Below are 16,268 nucleotides of genomic sequence, written 5' to 3' on the forward strand. Positions count from 1 at the left end.
GCACACTTCGAGGGTGGGTTCTCGTCTCCTGTACTTCGCCGGTGACCGTCTGTCGCACGCCGAGCTGACGGCGGCGTGCCTCGACGGTGACGTCGTCGAGATCGGCGAAGGGTACGCACCCGCCGACACCGTCGAGACCGTGGCGCTGCGCGCGGCATCCCTCCGGCCCCTCCTCCGAGACGATCTCGCCGCCTCGCACCTGACAGCCGCGTGGATCCACGGCGGTCTGGTGGATCCCCCCGGCCGCCACACCGTGCAGCGCGCGAGCCCGCAGCGTCGTCGCGCCCTGGTGTCGCGGCGCCTGCACTACCGCGACATCCGGGTGTCCCCCGGCGACCTCCTCCGCTGCGGCGGAACGCTCGTCACCTCCCCGGCGCGTACGCTCGCCGACCTGTTGCGAGAGGGCTCGGCGGACTACGCCGCCGCCGCACGCGCCTACGCCGTCGCGGTGCCCGCCGTCCTCGAGGAGGCGCGCTGCTGGCTCGAGGCCAGCTCGCTCCCCTATGTCCGTCGAGCGCGCGAGGCGCTGACGGCTCTGGCGGGTCAGCTCGACGTGACCCGGTAGACGTCGTAGACCGCGTCGATGCGACGAACGGCGTTCAGCACCCGGTCGAGGTGCACGGTGTCGCCCATCTCGAAGACGAACCGGCTGATGGCCAGACGGTCGTTGTTCGTGGACACCGTCGCCGAGAGGATGTTGACGTGATGCTCGCTGAGCACGCGGGTCACGTCGCTGAGGAGACCCGATCGATCCAAGGCTTCCACCTGGATCTGGACGAGGAAGAGGCTCTTCGTCGTCGGGGCCCACTCGACATCGATCAGCCGCTGCGGGTCCTGTTTGAGCGCGGTCACGTTCGTGCAGTCCTCGCGATGCACCGAGACCCCGCTCCCCCGCGTGACGAAGCCGACGATCTCGTCTCCGGGCACCGGCGTGCAGCATTTGGCGAGCTTGACCAGGATGTCCGGCGCACCCCGCACGAGCACACCGGAATCGCCGCTGCGCGGCTGGCGGGCACGACCGACGACGGGGATGTCGATAGGACCGGTCGAGGTGTCCTGGGCACTGACGAGGGCCGTGACCTTCTCGATCACCGACTGCGTCGACACGTGACCTTCGCCGACCGCGGCATAGAGCGCGGACACGTCTTCGTACTTGAGCTGCTGCGCCACCTCGCCGAACGAGTCCTGGCTCATGAGGCGCTGCAGGGGGAGGTTCTGGCGACGCATCGCCCGGGCGATCGACTCCTTGCCCTGCTCGATCGCCTCCTCGCGACGCTCCTTCGTGAACCAGCCGCGGATCTTCGAGCGGGCCCGCGTGCTCTTGACGAAGCTCAGCCAGTCCTGACTCGGACCGGCGTCGGGGTTCTTGGAGGTGAAGACCTCGACGACGTCGCCGCTCTTCAGCTCGGACTCCAGCGGCACGAGGCGGCCGTTGACCTTGGACCCCATGGTCCGATGCCCCACCTCGGTGTGCACGGCGTAGGCGAAGTCGACGGGAGTCGCCCCCGCGGGCAGGCCGATCACGCGTCCCTTCGGTGTGAAGACGTAGACCTCCTTCGCGCCGATCTCGAACCGCAGCGAATCGAGGAACTCCCCCGGGTCCGCCGTCTCGGCCTGCCAGTCGGAGATGTGCGCGAGCCAGGCCATGTCGGTGTCGACCGCCTTGGCATCGGGCTTCGCGCCCGCCATCTGCTCCTTGTACTTCCAGTGCGCGGCCACGCCGAACTCCGCCTGCTGATGCATCTCGTTCGTGCGGATCTGGATCTCGACCGTGCGGCCGTTGGGCCCGATGACCGTGGTGTGCAGCGACTGGTACAGATTGAACTTGGGTGTGGCGATGTAGTCCTTGAACCGCCCGGGCAGGGGGGTCCAGCGTGCGTGGATCGCACCGAGCACCGCGTAGCAGTCGCGGACGCTTCCCACGAGGACGCGGATGCCGATGAGGTCGTAGATGTCGTCGAACTCGCGACCGCGCACGATCATCTTCTGGTACACGGAGTAGAGCTGCTTGGGACGGCCCATGACCCGCCCTCGGATGCGCAGTTCCCGCAGATCAGCGTCGACGGAATCGATGACGTTCTGCACGTACTGCTCGCGCTGCGGTGTCCGCTGACGCACCAGGCTCTCGATCTCCGCGTAGAGCTTCGGGTGCAGCACCGCGAAGCTCAGATCCTCCAGCTCCGATTTGATGGCCTGGATGCCGAGACGATGCGCCAGCGGCGCGTAAATCTCGAGCGTCTCGGTCGCCTTCTTGCGCGCCTTCTCGGGAGGGACGAAGCCCCAGGTGCGGGCGTTGTGGAGGCGGTCGGCGAGCTTGATGAGCAGCACGCGGATGTCGCGCGACATCGCCACGATCATCTTGCGGACCGTCTCGGCCTGCGCGCTCTCGCCGTACTTGACCTTGTCGAGTTTGGTGACCCCGTCGACCAGCATCGCCACTTCGTCGCCGAACTCGGCCGACAGGTCGTCGAGCCCGTAAGAGGTGTCCTCGACGGTGTCGTGCAGCAGCGCAGCGGCGATGGCGCGGGGGCCGAGCCCGAGATCCGCGAGGATCTGCGCAACCGCGAGCGGATGGGTGATGTACGGCTCGCCGCTCTGGCGGGTCTGTCCGCTGTGCGCCTTGTCGGCGACCGCGTACGCACGCTCGAGGATGACCAGGTCGCCCTTGGGGTGATGCGTGCGCACCGTCCTCAGCAGCTGCTCGACGTCATCCCGTCGAGCCGACCGCGAGAAGATCCGCGGGACGAGTCGCCGAAGCGACGATGTCGACGCGGGGGGAACGGTCTCTGCCAATCGACGCCCTACCCTCCGGTGAAGATCATCATCCTACGCCGCCCGCGGGCGGCGAGCCGAGTCAGGCGGGCGTGCCGGCCAGCTCGCGGGCCTCGAGCACCCGCTGGTCGCGGGCGACCAGGTTCGGCTCGCGCTCCCGGAGCAGGGAGTACAGCGGGGCGGCCACGAAGAGAGTCGAGTACGCGGCGACGATGGTTCCCACGAAGATCGCCAGCGACAGATCCGTCAGCGTCTGCGCGCCCATCCAGATGAGGCCGATGATGAGGATCGCCGCGGTGGGGAGGGCGGCGACCACCGTGGTGTTGATCGAGCGCACGAGGGTCTGGTTCACGGCGAGGTTCACCGACTCCCCGAAGGTGCGGCCGGATATCTCACCGTCCTCGGTGGTGTTCTCCCTGATCTTGTCGAACACGACGGTCGTGTCGTACAGCGCATACGAGAGGATCGTGAGGAACCCGATCACCGCCGCGGGCGAGATCTCGAATCCGAACAGCGCGTAGATGCCGATCGTGATCACGAGCACGTCGACCAGACCGATGATCGCCGACACCGACATCTTCCAGGTGCGGAAGTACAGCGCGAGGATCAAGAAGGTCAGAGCGAGGAAGATCGCGAGCCCCCACAGCGACTGGCGGGTGACATCGGCACCCCAGCTGGGCCCGATGAACGACTCACTGATGTCCGCGACGGGAACCTCGTATGCATCGGCGAGGGCGGCCGAGACCTCGCGGGTCTCCGCATCCGTCAGCTGGTCCGTCTGGACGCGGATCGTGTCCTCGCCGACCGTGGCCACGCGCGTCGTCGCGGTGGGGACGACGGAGCGAACCGCCTCGTCGGCGATGAGCTGATCGGTCTCGGCGACGTTGTTCACGGTGAACTGCGAGCCGCCCGTGAACTCGATCGAGAACTGGATGGGGCGGAACAGAGGCACCAGCGCCGCCCCGATGACCAGGATCGCCGCGATCAGGAACCACAGGCGCCGCCGACCGACGAACGGGAAGGAGACCTTGCCCGTGTAGAGGTCGTTGCCGAGCTGATTCATGGAGCGCATCAGCGGTCTCCCTCCTTGCCGGTGGTCGACGATGTCGTGTCCGTGCCCGCGGACTGGAGCTCCGCCTGTTTGCGCTCGGCGATGGTCTGACGTCGCACCGCCTCCCCGCGTGCACGACCCGCCCGCTTCGCCGCACCGGATGCGCCGGCGGCGACGGGTGTGCGGAACTGAGCGCGACCGCGGTACACGGCACCGAGAGCGTCCGGATCCAACCCGGAGAGCGGATGCCCCGACCCGAAGAACTTCGTCCGTGCGAGCAGCTGCAGGACGGGGTGGGTGAAGAGGATGAAGATCAGGATGTCGATCAGGGTCGTGAGACCCAGCGTGAAGGCGAAGCCCTTCACGCTGGCATCCGCCAGGATGTACAGGACCACTGCGGCCAGGATGTTGATGGACTTCGAGATGTAGATCGTGCGCTTCGCCCGCGCCCAGCCGTCCTCGACCGCGCTGGTGATCGACTTCCCGTCGCGCATCTCGTCTCGGATGCGTTCGAAGTAGACGATGAACGAGTCGGCGGTGAATCCGATGGTGACGATGATGCCGGCCACACCCGCGAGAGACAGACGGAAGCCCATGCGCCAGGCCAGGATCGCCAGCATCACGTAGGTCAGCACGCCCATCACGATGAGCGAGGCGATGATCACGAAGCCCAGCGCACGATAGACGACGACGGAGTAGATCGCCACGAGGAGGAGGCCGATGAGGCCGGCGACCAGACCGATCTGCAGCTGCTGGGATCCGAGCGTCGCCGAGACCGTGTTGGAGCTCTCGACACTGAAACTCAGCGGGAGCGCACCGTACTTGAGCTGGTCGGCGAGGACCTGTGCGCTCTCCTGCGTGAAGCTGCCGGTGATGCTCGGGTCGCCGCCGACGATGATCGCGTTCATCGAGGGGGCCGAGAGCACCGAGCCGTCCAGGACGAACGCGAACTGGTTCAGCGGAGGGGTGGCACCGTAGAGTCGCTGACTGATGGCGGCGAAGGTCTCGGTGCCCTCGCTGTCGAGACGCAGGTTGACGGCCCACTGGCCGTTGGTCGACTGCAAGCCAAAGGTCGCGTCGTCGATCGCGGAACCGTCGAGCTCGACCGGACCGAGGATGTACTTCTGGGTACCGGTCGGATCGCACGTGATGAGGGGCTCATCGGCCGGCGCCTGCGCGGGGTCGTTCTCCGGATCGGCGCAGTCGTAGGCGAGGAACTCCGCCTCGAGCGCCGGAGTGATCCACGCGAGGTCGCTGCCGTTCGTGGGCGACGCCGTGGGCGTCGCGACCAGCGACGGGTCCGGGGTCGGGTAGGGCGTCTCGGTTCCGTCCTCGCCCACGAAGCTCGTGGCGGGGTTCCCGGCGAACAGGACGGCGCGCAACTGGAGCTGCGCGGAGGCCTCGATCCGGTCGCGGGTCTCCTGGTCGGCCTGACCGGGGATCTGGACGACGATCTGGTTGCCGGCCTGGGTGGTGACATCGGCTTCGCTGACACCGGAGGCGTCGACGCGCTGGCGGATGATCGTGACCGCCTGGCTCATCTGCTCCTCGGAGGGCGCGACGCCGTCCTCGGTCTGCGCCTCCAGGACGATCTGCGTGCCGCCCTGGAGGTCGAGCGCGAGCTCCGGAACCCAGGAGCTCTGCTGGAAGACGTGCACGCCGAGCGCGTTGATGCCGAACAGCACAGCGGTGATCGCCAGCAGTCCGGTCAGCGCACGCCAGGCATTGCGAACGGGGGTGGAAGTCGCCACGGACTCAGCTTTCTGGTGGGGACGTCCCGGAGGACGGGTCAGGCCTGGGGCTTGCCGGGCTCGGCGTCGGGGTCGATCGCCTCGTGAGCACCCGCGGCGCGACGGTCGTCGCTGATCGAGGTGATCTCGCCGTCGGCGACGGCCTCGGCGTACTCCTCGTGGCTCTGCTCGGCGGCGAGGTAGTCGTCCTCGGTCACGGCGCCCTCGGTCGGCGAGACGACGCGGAGGATCGCCTGGCTGTGCACCTTGATCTCGACTCCCGGGGCAAGCTCGACGATCGCGGGCTGATCCAGGTTCTCGGGGTCGTACGCCACGATCGTGCCGTAGAGGCCGCCCTGCAGGAGGACCTCGGCGCCGGGAACGGTCTGACGTGCGCGCTCCTCCTGCTCGAGCTTCTGGCGCTGCATGCGCCGGCGGGAGCTCCAGAACATGAACACCAGGAGGGCGATCAGCAGGATGAGCAGGCCGTAATTGGCGAGGAAGTCCATGGAGGGGGAAGGGCCTTTCGAGAGGGCATGGCCGGGGCGGCACTGCCTGGAGGGTCGGCGCAAGCCTTCAGCGATTATAGGTCATCGAGTTCGAGCATCGATTCGGGGCTGCGGACGCCCAGATGCGCATACGCTTCGGGGGTCGCAACGCGTCCGCGGGGTGTGCGTCCCAGGAATCCGATCCTCACCAGGTACGGCTCGACCACCGACTCGATGGTCTCGGCCTCTTCACCCACCGTCACGGCGAGGGTGCTGAGCCCGACCGGCCCTCCTCGGAAACGGCGCACGACGGCATCGAGGACGGCCCGGTCGAGCCGGTCCAGTCCGATCGGGTCCACGTCGTACAGGTCGAGCGCGGCGTCGACGATCGCGTGATCGGCATCCGCGCCGTCGCCGTGGACGATGAGGTAGTCGCGCACGCGACGGAGCAGCCTGTTGGCGATGCGGGGGGTTCCGCGCGATCGACGGGCGATCTCGGCGCGGGCGGCGGGGGGCACGGCGACGCCGATGAGCCGCGCGGACCGCTCGATCACCCGCTCGAGCTCGGCGGGCTCGTAGTACTCCAGGTGGGCGGTGAACCCGAACCGGTCGCGCAGCGGGTTCGGCAGCAGGCCGGATCTCGTGGTCGCCCCCACCAGGGTGAAGGGGGCGAGATCCAGCGGGATGCTGGTGGCGCCGGCCCCCTTGCCCACCATGATGTCGATGCGGAAGTCCTCCATCGCGAGGTACAGCATCTCCTCGGCCGAGCGCGCCATCCGGTGCACCTCGTCGATGAACAGCACCTCGCCCGGGGTGAGGCTCGACAGGAGCGCGGCGAGGTCGCCGGCATGCTGGATCGCGGGACCGCTGGACAGGCGGAGCGGACGTTCGCTCTCGTGGGCCACGATCATCGCGAGAGTCGTCTTGCCGAGACCCGGCGGGCCCGAGAGGAGGATGTGGTCGGCGGGGCGCTGCTGGATCCGCGCCGCATCGAGGAGCAGCTGCAGCTGACCCCGCACCTTCTGCTGCCCGACGAACTCCGCCAGCGACGACGGGCGCAGGGCGCCCTCGATCGCGAGCTCGGACTCGTCGACGGGCTCGTCGACGTCCCTCAGGTCATCCACCGACGACCTCCTTCCGCGCCGGCCCGAGCTGGGCGAGCGCGCGACGCAGCAGCGCCGGGACCGATGCCCGCTCGGAGTCGGGCGCTTCCGCGAGCACGGACTCCACGACCGGCGCAGCGGTCCGCTCCGGCCAGCCGAGACCGACGAGAGCGGTCACCACCTGTGCGGCGACTCCCGGTGCCACCGTCGATCCCAGGCCCGGGACGCTCGACGCCGTCACGTGGTCGAGCTTCCCCGTCAGCTGGACGACGATGAGCTTGGCGGTCTTGGGGCCGATCCCCGACACCCGACGGAAGGGCGCGTCGTCCTCGGCGGCGACGGCATCCGCGATCTGTCCCACGGTCAACGATGACAGCACGCCGAGCGCGGACTTCGGCCCGACCCCCGTCACGCCGAGAAGCTGGCTGAACACCCGCAGCTCGTCGCGGGACTCGAACCCGTAGAGCGACAGCGCGTCCTCGCGGACGATGAGCGTCGTGTGCAGCGTCAGCTCTGCATCGACATGCGCGGTGCGAGCGACCGCGGGGGTCACCGCCACAGACAGGCCGACGCCGCCGACCTCCACGACGATGCCGTCATCGTCGGCGTGGGCGACGCGTCCCCGCAGTGAAGAGATCATGTCACCGACCTTACGTCGTATCGCATGTTTGTTCGAGCAACACGCTCAGGATCGTGCGCGCCGCTCGGCTTGCGCCCACGCGCGCTGGGCGGGGGTCAGCGTCGCCCCGACACCGTTCGGAGCGAGGGGGCGACGCCACGCGTGGCACAGCGCGATGGCGAGGGCATCCGCGGCATCCGCCGGGGTCGGTAGAGCGTCCAGGCGCAGGACACGCGCGACCATCGTCTGCACCTGTCGCTTGTCGGCGGCTCCGTAGCCCGTGATGGCCGCCTTCACCTCCGACGGGGTGTGGGTCGCCGCCGGGAGCCCGCGCTCCCCCGCCACCAGGAGGGCCACACCGCTCGCCTGGGCGGTTCCCATCACCGTCTGACGATTGTGCTGCGCGAACACCCTCTCGACGGCGACGACCTCCGGGGAGTGCGCGTCGATCGCCGCGCGGATCCCCGCGGCGATCGCCGCGAGGCGCTCCTCGATCGGGGCCGTCGGGTCCGATCGAGCGACGCCGACGTGCACGAGTGTCGCGGAGCGGTCCGCCCGCACGTCGACGATGCCGATCCCACAGCGGGTCAGGCCGGGATCGACCCCGAGCACGCGGACCGACGTCACGCGACCACGCTACGCGCGGAACCGACGGATGCCGCGACGCCGGGCCGGGATCGCGGGATCAGTCGTCCTGCTCGAGCTCGGCCTGGACCTCCTCCGTGAGGTCGAAGTTGCTGAAGACGTTCTGCACATCGTCGCTGTCCTCAAGGGCATCGATGAGGCGGAACACCTTGCGCGCGGTGTCGGCGTCGATCTCGACCTTGAGGTTGGGCACGAATTCGACGTCGGCCGATTCATACTCGATACCGGCATCCTGCAGCGCGCTGCGGACCGTGACGAGGTCGGAGGCCTCCGTGATGACCTCGAAGCCCTGCGCGTGCGGCTCGACCTCTTCGGCTCCGGCCTCGAGCACCGCGAGCATGACGTCGTCCTCGCTGGTGTCGTCACCGGCGACGACGATGACGCCCTTCCGGGAGAAGTTGTACGCGACGCTGCCCGGATCGGCGAGCGTCCCGCCGTTCCGGCTGAGAGCGGTGCGCACTTCGGCGGCAGCGCGGTTCTTGTTGTCCGTCAGACACTCGATCAGCAGCGCGACACCGTTCGGGCCGTAGCCCTCGTACATGATCGAGGAGTACTCGACGGACTCGCCGCCGATCCCCGCGCCGCGCTTGATCGCCCGGTCGATGTTGTCCTTGGGCACCGACGTCTTCTTGGCCTTGAGGACCGCGTCGAACAGGGTGGGGTTTCCCTGGAGGTCGGGTCCGCCAAGCTTCGCGGCGACTTCGATGTTCTTGATCAACTTGGCCCACGACTTGGCACGGCGCGAGTCGATGACCGCCTTCTTGTGCTTGGTCGTGGCCCATTTGGAGTGTCCGGACATGGGGTCGATCCTACCGGCGACGCTCAGCGGGCGCGGAGCGCATCGAGGAAGAGCGCGTGGAAGCGCGTCTCGCCGCTCACCTCCGGATGGAACGCGGTCGCGAGGATCGGCCCCTGCCGTACGGCCACGATGCGACCGTCGTCCAGCGCGGCGAGGGGCTCGACGCCGCGGCCGTGCTCCTCCACCACGGGAGCGCGGATGAACGCGGCGTGGACGGGCGGCGCGCCGAGCACCGGGACCTCCAGCGCCACCTCGAACGAGTCGACCTGACCCCCGAACGCGTTCCGGCGCACGGTGACATCGAGCCCGCCGAAGGTCTGCTGCCCGGCGATCGGGTTCTCCAGACGGTCGGCGAGGAGGATCATGCCGGCGCAGGTGCCGTAGACGGGAAGCCCCCCGGCGATGGCGGCGCGGATCGACTCCCGCATCCCGAAGGCCCGAGCGAGCTTGTCGATGACGCTCGACTCCCCGCCGGGGATGACCAGACCGTCGACGACGGCGAGGTCCTCCGGCCGACGGACGAGGTGCACGTCGGCATCCATCTGCGCGAAGACGCGCGCGTGCTCGCGGACGTCCCCCTGGAGGGCGAGGATGCCGACCCGGGGCCGGTGGGTCACCAGCCGCGCTCGGCCAGGCGGTGGGGCGCGGGCAGGTCCGAGACGTTGATGCCCACCATCGCCTCGCCGAGCCCGCGGGAGACCTCCGCGATGACCTTTGCGTCGTCGAAGAACGTCGTCGCCTTGACGATGGCGGCGGCACGCTCGGCCGGGTTGCCGGACTTGAAGATGCCCGAGCCGACGAAGACGCCGTCGGCACCCATCTGCATCATCATCGCCGCGTCGGCGGGGGTGGCCACGCCGCCGGCGACGAACAGGACGACGGGCAGCGCACCGGCCTCGGCGACCTCGGCGACGAGCTCGTAGGGGGCCTGGAGCTCCTTGGCGGCGACGTACAGCTCATCTTTCGACAGGGCGCTGAGGGCCGCGACCTCGCCGCGGATCTTGCGGATGTGCTTCATCGCCTCGGAGACGTCGCCCGTGCCCGCCTCCCCCTTGGAGCGGATCATCGCCGCCCCCTCGTTGATGCGGCGGAGCGCCTCGCCGAGATTGGTCGCACCGCAGACGAAGGGCACGGTGTACTTCCACTTGTCGATGTGGTGGACGTAGTCCGCGGGCGAGAGCACCTCGGACTCGTCGATGTAGTCCACGCCGAGCTCCTGCAGCACCTGCGCCTCGACGAAGTGTCCGATCCGCGCCTTCGCCATCACGGGGATCGACACGGCGTCGATGATCCCGTCGATCATGTCGGGGTCGCTCATGCGGGACACTCCCCCCTGGGCGCGGATGTCGGCCGGCACGCGCTCGAGGGCCATGACGGCGACGGCGCCGGCGTCCTCGGCGATGCGCGCCTGCTCCGGGGTGACGACGTCCATGATGACGCCGCCCTTGAGCATCTCCGCAAGGCCCCGCTTGACGCGGGAGGAACCGGTGGTGGAGGTGGACATGATGCTCCGTTTCGACGGGTGAGGACAGGATGGAATTTGACCTAGGCCAAAAGGTAGCACGGGGCAGACACGCGCAGACGCACCCCTAGACTCGGGACATGGCCCGCTCCGACCGTGACACGTCCGCCGGCATCCGCGGGGGGACGGCGAACGAGATCGCCGAGAGCGTGCGCGAACGCATGGAGCGCGGACTCCTCGGCGCCGGCGACGCCCTCCCCCCGGTGCGCGCCCTCGCCGAGGCCCTCGAGGTCAATCGCAACACCGTCATGGCGGCGTATCGCCAGCTCGCCCAGGCGGGGCTGGTGGTCTCGCGCGGCCGCGCGGGCACGCACGTGACGGGCCCCGCGGCCGTCGCCCAGGACGGGTTCGCCGCCGACACCGTTCTGCGGGACGTGGGGACGGGCAATCCGGACCCCGCGCGCATCCCGGACCCGACGTCGGCGCTGACGCGGATCGCCGGGCGCCCGGTGCTCTACGGGGAGCCCGTGATCGATCGCGATCTCGAGGCCTGGGCGGACGAATGGATGCGGGCGGCCCTGCCCTCGGGGAAGCCGATGCGGCTCACGATCACCAGCGGGGCCTCCGATGCGATCGACCGACTGCTCTCTCAGTACCTGACACGGGACGACGCCGTGGCACTCGAGGACCCCTGCTTCCTGGCGAGCCTGAACACCGTGCGCCTCGGCGGGTACCGAGCCGTCCCCGTCCCCGTCGACGAGGAGGGCATGACCGTGGCGGGCCTGCGCGCGGCGCTCGCCGACGGCGTCCGGGCCGTGATCTGCACGCCGCGCGCGCAGAACCCGACCGGCGCGAGCATCACCGAGCGTCGGGCGGAGCAGCTGCGGGCGGAGCTCGCGGCGCATCCGTACGTCCTCGTGATCGAGGACGACCACTTCTCCCTCCTCTCGCGGATGCCGCACACCTCCGTCATCCCGCCCGAGCACGAGCGGTGGGCGCTCGTGCGATCCGTGTCGAAGTTCCTCGGTCCCGACATGTGCCTGGCCGTGACGGCATCCGATCCCGACACCGCCTCGAGGCTCGCCCAGCGGCTGAGCCCGGGGACGACCTGGGTGAGCCACCTGCTCCAGCGCCTCACCCACGCCCTCGTCACCGACCCCGCCGTGCGCGCCGACATCGAGTCGGCGGCGGTGCACTACGCCGAACGTAATGCCGCGTTCGCGGCGGCTCTCCGCGACGCCGGACTCGTGGTGTCGGCGGGCGACGGGCTGAACCTGTGGGTTCGGGTGCCCTCCCCCGCCCGTGACGTCTGCGCGCAGCTCATGCGTCGCGGGTGGCTCGCGCGACCTGGCGACGAGTTCCTCCTCGGCGACGAGGCGGCGCGGTTCCACCTGCGCCTGACGGTCCACGATCTGGATGAGACGGATGCCGCGGCCCTCGTGCGCGACCTCCTCGCCGCGGTCGACGCGACGACTCGGGCTCCGGCAGTGGGATGATCGTCCGGTGAAGATCCTCTCGATCCAGTCCGCCGTCGCCTACGGCCATGTCGGCAACTCGGCCGCCGTCTTCCCCCTCCAGCGCATCGGGGTCGAGGTGCTCCCGGTCTACACCGTGAACTTCTCCAACCACACCGGATACGGTGCGTGGCGCGGACCGCTCATCGCGCCGGACGACGTCGCGGCCGTCATCGAGGGCATCGGCGACCGCGGCGTCTTCGGCGACATCGACGTCATCCTGTCGGGATACCAGGGCGGTGAGGGCATCGCCGACGTGATCCTCGACGCCGTCGCCCGGGTGAAGCAGGCCAACCCCGGCGCGGTCTACGCGTGCGACCCGGTCATGGGCAATGCGAAGAGCGGCTGCTTCGTCGCCCCGGCGATCCCCGTGCTTCTGCGCGAGAAGGTGGTGCCGGCGGCCGACATCATCACCCCGAACCAGTTCGAGCTCGGCTTCCTCACGGGAACGGAGCCCACCGATCTGGCCTCGACGCTGGCGTCGGCCGATCTCGCCCGCGCCATGGGTCCGCGCACGGTGCTGGTCACCAGTGTCGAGCGTCCCGATCGGCCCGCGGGGACGATCGAGATGCTCGCCGTCACCGACGACGGCGCCTGGCTGGTGCGGACACCGCACATCCCGTTGAAGGCGAACGGGTCCGGCGACGTCACCGCCGCGCTGTTCACCGCGCACCTCACCGCCTCCGGCGACGCCGCCGACGCGCTCGCGCGAACCACCTCGAGCGTGTTCGATCTCCTGCAGAACACGTTCAATTCAGGTGAACGGGAACTGCGTCTCATCGAGTCGCAGAAGGCCTACGCCCACCCGCGGATGCAGTTCTCGGTCGAACAGGTCCGCTGAGGGACCTCAGCCGTACACCTCCGTGTAGGCGGCATCCCACTGCTCCGCGTCCGCGGGGCACACGAACGACATCCCGAACACCATGATGCTCGCGAGCCCCTGCTCGGCGGCCGCATCGCCCTGGGCGACCTGGGCGAACAGCGGCGACGATTCCACGTGCGTCGCGAAGATGCTCGCATCGGTGCGATGGTTGTTGAGGATCGCCGTCTCGCAGGCGTCGAGCGTGGTGGCCAGGAGCAGGGACTCGGTCTCCGGCGCCCAGGTCGCCCCCTGGGATTCGAGGTAGGCCCGCTGCTGCGCGATGAACTCCTGCTGCTCGGGGGTCTTCGCCGAGAGCAGGGAGCCGTCCCGGGGCTGCTGCTGCGCCTCGAAGAACTCCTCGCGCTCGATCAGGGCGGCCTCCATATCGGGTGCCGCGTTCTCTTCCGCCCCGCCGGGTGCCGCAGACGTCGCCGACGGAGCCGGCGGTGCCGTGCTCGATCCGCCGGGGTCCGAGGGGGCGGGCGCGCACGCGGCGAGCGCCGCCGCGAGGACGACCACCGACAGCGCGGCGGCGGGGAATCGATGCAGGGAGCGGAAGATCACCCGCACGACCTTACTCATACACCGGTGGAGGACGTCAGCATCCTCCACAGGCAGCGCGCTCAGCGCGGCCAGGCGCCCGCCAGGGTGCGCCGCACGTCGCCGAGCAGCTGAGGAAGCGCTTTCGTCTTCGCGATGATCGGGAAGAAGTTCGCGTCCGAGGACCACCGCGGAACGATGTGCTGATGCAGGTGTCCGTCCACGCCGGCGCCGGCCACGGCACCCTGGTTCATGCCCAGGTTGAACCCGTCGCATCGGGAGGTGTCGCGGAGGACCCGCATGCCGACCTGCGTCAGCGCGCCGATCTCGGCGACCTCCTCGGCCGTCGCCTGGTCGTACGTCGAGATATGACGGTAGGGGCACACGAGCAGGTGCCCGGAGTTGTACGGGAAGAGATTGAGCAGTACGTACGCCGTCCGACCGCGCGCGACGATGAGCCCGTCCTCGTCGGACTTCTCCGGCGCCGAGCAGAACGGGCACTCCGCGTGATGCGGCTCGCGCCCCGCCTGGATGTAGGCCATCCGATGCGGGGTCCACAGACGCTGGAACTCGTCCGGGACCCCGGCGAGGGCGTCCGCCCCGATCACCGAGGCTTCGGCATCCGGCTCCCGGACGTCGCTCACCCGAGGTCCTCCGCGGTGTTCACGAGGGTGCGTCCGTCGATCGCGCCGACGATCTGCGCCACCGCGTCCGCGACGGGGATGCCGTTGCGCTGAGAACCGTCACGGAAGCGGAACGACACGGTGCCGCCCGCACGGTCCTGCTCACCCGCGATGAGCTGCAGGGGCACCTTCTGCGTGGTGTGGGTGCGGATCTTCTTCTGCATCCGGTCGTCGGAGCGGTCGAGCTCGGCCCGCACGCCGCGCTGGCGCAGTTCGCGGACGACCTCACCGAGGTAGTCGGCGTACTCGTCGGCCACGGGGATCGCCACGACCTGGACCGGCGCGAGCCACACCGGGAACGCACCGGCGTAGTGCTCGAGCAGGATCGCGAAGAACCGCTCGATCGAACCGAACAGCGCGCGGTGGATCATGATCGGGCGGTGCTTGTCGCCGTCCGGGCCGGTGTACTCCAGCTCGAAGCGCTCGGGCTGATTGAAGTCGAGCTGGATCGTGGACATCTGCCACGTGCGTCCGATGGCGTCGCGCGCCTGCACCGAGATCTTCGGCCCGTAGAACGCCGCGCCCCCCGGATCGGGGACGAGCTCGAGACCCGACGCCTCCGCGACCTCTCGCAGGGTGTCGGTCGCCTGCGACCACAGCGCATCGTCGCCGATGAACTTGGGGTTGCCCTCCTCCTTCGTCGACAGCTCGAGGTAGAAGTCCTCGAGACCGTAGTCCCGGAGCACCGAGAGCACGAACTCGAGGTTGCTCGTCAGCTCGTCGCGCACCTGGTCGGAGGTGACGTAGATGTGCGCGTCGTCCTGCGTCATCCCCCGCACCCGGGTGAGGCCCGCGAGGGTGCCGCTCTTCTCGTAGCGGTACACCGTGCCGAACTCCGCGAGACGGAGCGGCAGCTCGCGATAGCTGCGCCCGCGCGAGCGGAAGATCAGGTTGTGGAACGGGCAGTTCATGGGCTTGAGGTAGTACTCCTGCCCCTGGCGCGTGACGTGCCCCTCGGCATCCACCACCTCATCCAGCTCCATCGGGGGGTACATGCCGTCGGCGTACCACTGCAGGTGCCCGCTCGTCATGAACAGGTCGCCCTTGGTGATGTGCGGGGAGTTGACCATCTCGTAGTCCGCGGCGAGCAGTCGGCGGCGCATGTACTGCTCGATCTCGTAGCGGATGATGCCGCCCTTGGGGTGGAACACCGCAAGCCCCGGACCGATCTCGTCGGGGAAGGAGAAGAGATCCAGCTCGGCACCGAGCTTCCGGTGGTCGCGCCGTGCAGCCTCCTCGAGCCGGTGCTGGTAGGCGCGCAGCTCGTCCTTCGTCGGCCAGGCCGTGCCGTAGATGCGCTGGAGCTGCGGGTTCTTCTCGCTCCCGCGCCAGTAGGCGCCCGCCACGCGCTGCAGATCCCAGCCGTTGCCGATCATGCGGGTGTTCGGCACGTGGGGGCCGCGGCAAAGGTCCTTCCACGCGGTCGCACCGTCGCGGGAGACGTTGTCGTAGATCGTGAGCTCTCCGGCCCCGACCTCGACCGACGCCCCCTCGGTCTTCTCGGCGCCGGCACCCTTGAGGCCGATCAGCTCCAGCTTGAACGGCTCGTCGGCGAGCTCGGCGCGCGCCTCGTCGTCCGTCACGACGCGGCGGACGAAGCGCTGGCCCTCGCGGACGATGCGCTCCATCTCCTTCTTGATCGCCTTGAGGTCTTCCGGCGTGAACGGCTCATCGACGCCGAAGTCGTAGTAGAAGCCGTCGGTGATGGGCGGGCCGATCCCGAGGTTCGCCTGCGGCCGGATCCGCTGCACCGCCTGCGCCAAGACGTGCGCGGCGGAGTGACGGAGGATGTCGAGCCCGTCCGCACTGTCGACGGCCACCGGCTCGACGGTGTCGCCGTCGTGCACGACCGTCGCGAGATCCTTCAGCTCGCCGTTGACGCGGAGCGCGACGACGGAGCGATCGGGGAAAAGGGCGAAACCGTCGGCGGGCCGAGCGGCATCCGAGGGCGGGGCGGCATCTGTCACAGCGTTCTCCTGAAGGGTCGCGATCAAGGCTAC

At 69.3% G+C, this 16,268-nt stretch carries 16 protein-coding genes; 3 read left to right on the forward strand and 13 right to left on the reverse strand.

The features are described from left to right. Positions 1–13: 13 nt before the first annotated feature. Positions 14–565: a hypothetical protein gene (locus tag ABXJ56_RS14155; RefSeq protein ID WP_354000366.1), complete on the forward strand. Its 552-nt coding sequence runs from the start codon at positions 14–16 to the stop codon at positions 563–565. Here the strand turns inward: ABXJ56_RS14155 and ABXJ56_RS14160 are convergent. The 10 genes from ABXJ56_RS14160 to pdxS all read right to left on the reverse strand — a co-directional run bounded on the left by ABXJ56_RS14160 (position 544) and on the right by pdxS (position 10,711). After that, complete coding sequence (locus tag ABXJ56_RS14160; RefSeq protein ID WP_354000367.1) at positions 544–2,793, reverse strand: RelA/SpoT family protein; 2,250 nt, start codon at positions 2,791–2,793, stop codon at positions 544–546. The genes ABXJ56_RS14155 and ABXJ56_RS14160 overlap by 22 nt on opposite strands. Before the next feature lie 61 nt (positions 2,794–2,854). Beyond that, positions 2,855–3,844, reverse strand: a complete 990-nt coding sequence (secF, locus tag ABXJ56_RS14165; RefSeq protein ID WP_354000368.1) for a protein translocase subunit SecF — start codon at positions 3,842–3,844, stop codon at positions 2,855–2,857. Then, on the reverse strand, positions 3,844–5,574 hold the full coding sequence (secD, locus tag ABXJ56_RS14170) for a protein translocase subunit SecD (RefSeq protein WP_354000369.1): 1,731 nt from the start codon (positions 5,572–5,574) through the stop codon (positions 3,844–3,846). The genes secF and secD overlap by 1 nt, the downstream gene beginning before the upstream one ends. Positions 5,575–5,612: 38 nt before the next feature. Then, on the reverse strand, positions 5,613–6,062 hold the full coding sequence (locus ABXJ56_RS14175) for a preprotein translocase subunit YajC (RefSeq protein WP_354000370.1): 450 nt from the start codon (positions 6,060–6,062) through the stop codon (positions 5,613–5,615). Positions 6,063–6,136: 74 nt separating this feature from the next. Further along, entirely contained in the window at positions 6,137–7,165 is a 1,029-nt protein-coding gene (ruvB, locus tag ABXJ56_RS14180; protein WP_354000371.1) for a Holliday junction branch migration DNA helicase RuvB, read from the reverse strand. Then, entirely contained in the window at positions 7,158–7,784 is a 627-nt protein-coding gene (gene ruvA / locus ABXJ56_RS14185; protein WP_354000372.1) for a Holliday junction branch migration protein RuvA, read from the reverse strand. The genes ruvB and ruvA overlap by 8 nt, the downstream gene beginning before the upstream one ends. 45 nt (positions 7,785–7,829) lie before the next feature. Beyond that, entirely contained in the window at positions 7,830–8,390 is a 561-nt protein-coding gene (gene ruvC, locus ABXJ56_RS14190; protein ID WP_354000373.1) for a crossover junction endodeoxyribonuclease RuvC, read from the reverse strand. Positions 8,391–8,448: 58 nt separating this feature from the next. Beyond that, positions 8,449–9,207 (reverse strand): YebC/PmpR family DNA-binding transcriptional regulator, encoded by a 759-nt coding sequence (locus tag ABXJ56_RS14195; protein ID WP_354000374.1) that lies wholly within the window; start codon positions 9,205–9,207, stop codon positions 8,449–8,451. A 23-nt stretch (positions 9,208–9,230) separates the two neighbouring features. Beyond that, complete coding sequence (gene pdxT, locus ABXJ56_RS14200) at positions 9,231–9,827, reverse strand: pyridoxal 5'-phosphate synthase glutaminase subunit PdxT (protein WP_354000601.1); 597 nt, start codon at positions 9,825–9,827, stop codon at positions 9,231–9,233. Next, complete coding sequence (pdxS, locus tag ABXJ56_RS14205) at positions 9,821–10,711, reverse strand: pyridoxal 5'-phosphate synthase lyase subunit PdxS (protein WP_354000375.1); 891 nt, start codon at positions 10,709–10,711, stop codon at positions 9,821–9,823. Before pdxS ends, pdxT begins: the two co-directional genes overlap by 7 nt. A 98-nt stretch (positions 10,712–10,809) precedes the next feature. On the opposite strand from pdxS, the gene ABXJ56_RS14210 reads away from it, so the two are divergent. Together ABXJ56_RS14210 and pdxY are read left to right on the forward strand one after the other, a co-directional pair. Beyond that, positions 10,810–12,165: an aminotransferase class I/II-fold pyridoxal phosphate-dependent enzyme gene (locus ABXJ56_RS14210; protein WP_354000376.1), complete on the forward strand. Its 1,356-nt coding sequence runs from the start codon at positions 10,810–10,812 to the stop codon at positions 12,163–12,165. 7 nt (positions 12,166–12,172) lie between these two features. Further along, entirely contained in the window at positions 12,173–13,024 is an 852-nt protein-coding gene (pdxY, locus tag ABXJ56_RS14215; protein ID WP_354000377.1) for a pyridoxal kinase PdxY, read from the forward strand. Positions 13,025–13,030: 6 nt separating this feature from the next. On the opposite strand, the gene ABXJ56_RS14220 is transcribed toward pdxY, so the two are convergent. From ABXJ56_RS14220 to thrS, 3 genes are read right to left on the reverse strand one after another with little or no spacing between them, the layout of a single operon-like run. Then, a complete protein-coding gene (locus ABXJ56_RS14220) occupies positions 13,031–13,609 on the reverse strand; it encodes a hypothetical protein (RefSeq protein ID WP_354000378.1) in 579 nt (192 codons plus the stop codon). 59 nt (positions 13,610–13,668) lie between these two features. Next, positions 13,669–14,229 carry an HIT family protein gene (locus tag ABXJ56_RS14225; RefSeq protein ID WP_354000379.1) on the reverse strand — a complete coding sequence of 187 codons (561 nt, stop codon included), beginning with the start codon at positions 14,227–14,229 and terminating at the stop codon, positions 13,669–13,671. Beyond that, positions 14,226–16,235, reverse strand: coding sequence for a threonine--tRNA ligase (gene thrS, locus ABXJ56_RS14230; RefSeq protein WP_354000380.1), 2,010 nt, complete (start codon positions 16,233–16,235; stop codon positions 14,226–14,228). The genes ABXJ56_RS14225 and thrS overlap by 4 nt, the downstream gene beginning before the upstream one ends. Positions 16,236–16,268 lie beyond the last annotated feature (33 nt).

It is taken from the genome of Microbacterium aurantiacum (assembly GCF_040532595.1).
GTDB lineage: Bacteria > Actinomycetota > Actinomycetes > Actinomycetales > Microbacteriaceae > Microbacterium > Microbacterium chocolatum_B.

What these genes read in the sequence shown, in the direction of transcription:
- secF (WP_354000368.1), bottom strand. Translation starts at nt 3,844, where the DNA reads ATGCGCTCCATGAATCAGCTCGGCAACGACCTCTACACGGGCAAGGTC.
- ABXJ56_RS14175 (WP_354000370.1), bottom strand. Translation starts at nt 6,062, where the DNA reads ATGGACTTCCTCGCCAATTACGGCCTGCTCATCCTGCTGATCGCCCTC.
- ruvA (WP_354000372.1), bottom strand. Translation starts at nt 7,784, where the DNA reads ATGATCTCTTCACTGCGGGGACGCGTCGCCCACGCCGACGATGACGGC.
- ABXJ56_RS14195 (WP_354000374.1), bottom strand. Translation starts at nt 9,207, where the DNA reads ATGTCCGGACACTCCAAATGGGCCACGACCAAGCACAAGAAGGCGGTC.
- pdxS (WP_354000375.1), bottom strand. Translation starts at nt 10,711, where the DNA reads ATGTCCACCTCCACCACCGGTTCCTCCCGCGTCAAGCGGGGCCTTGCG.
- ABXJ56_RS14210 (WP_354000376.1), top strand. Translation starts at nt 10,810, where the DNA reads ATGGCCCGCTCCGACCGTGACACGTCCGCCGGCATCCGCGGGGGGACG.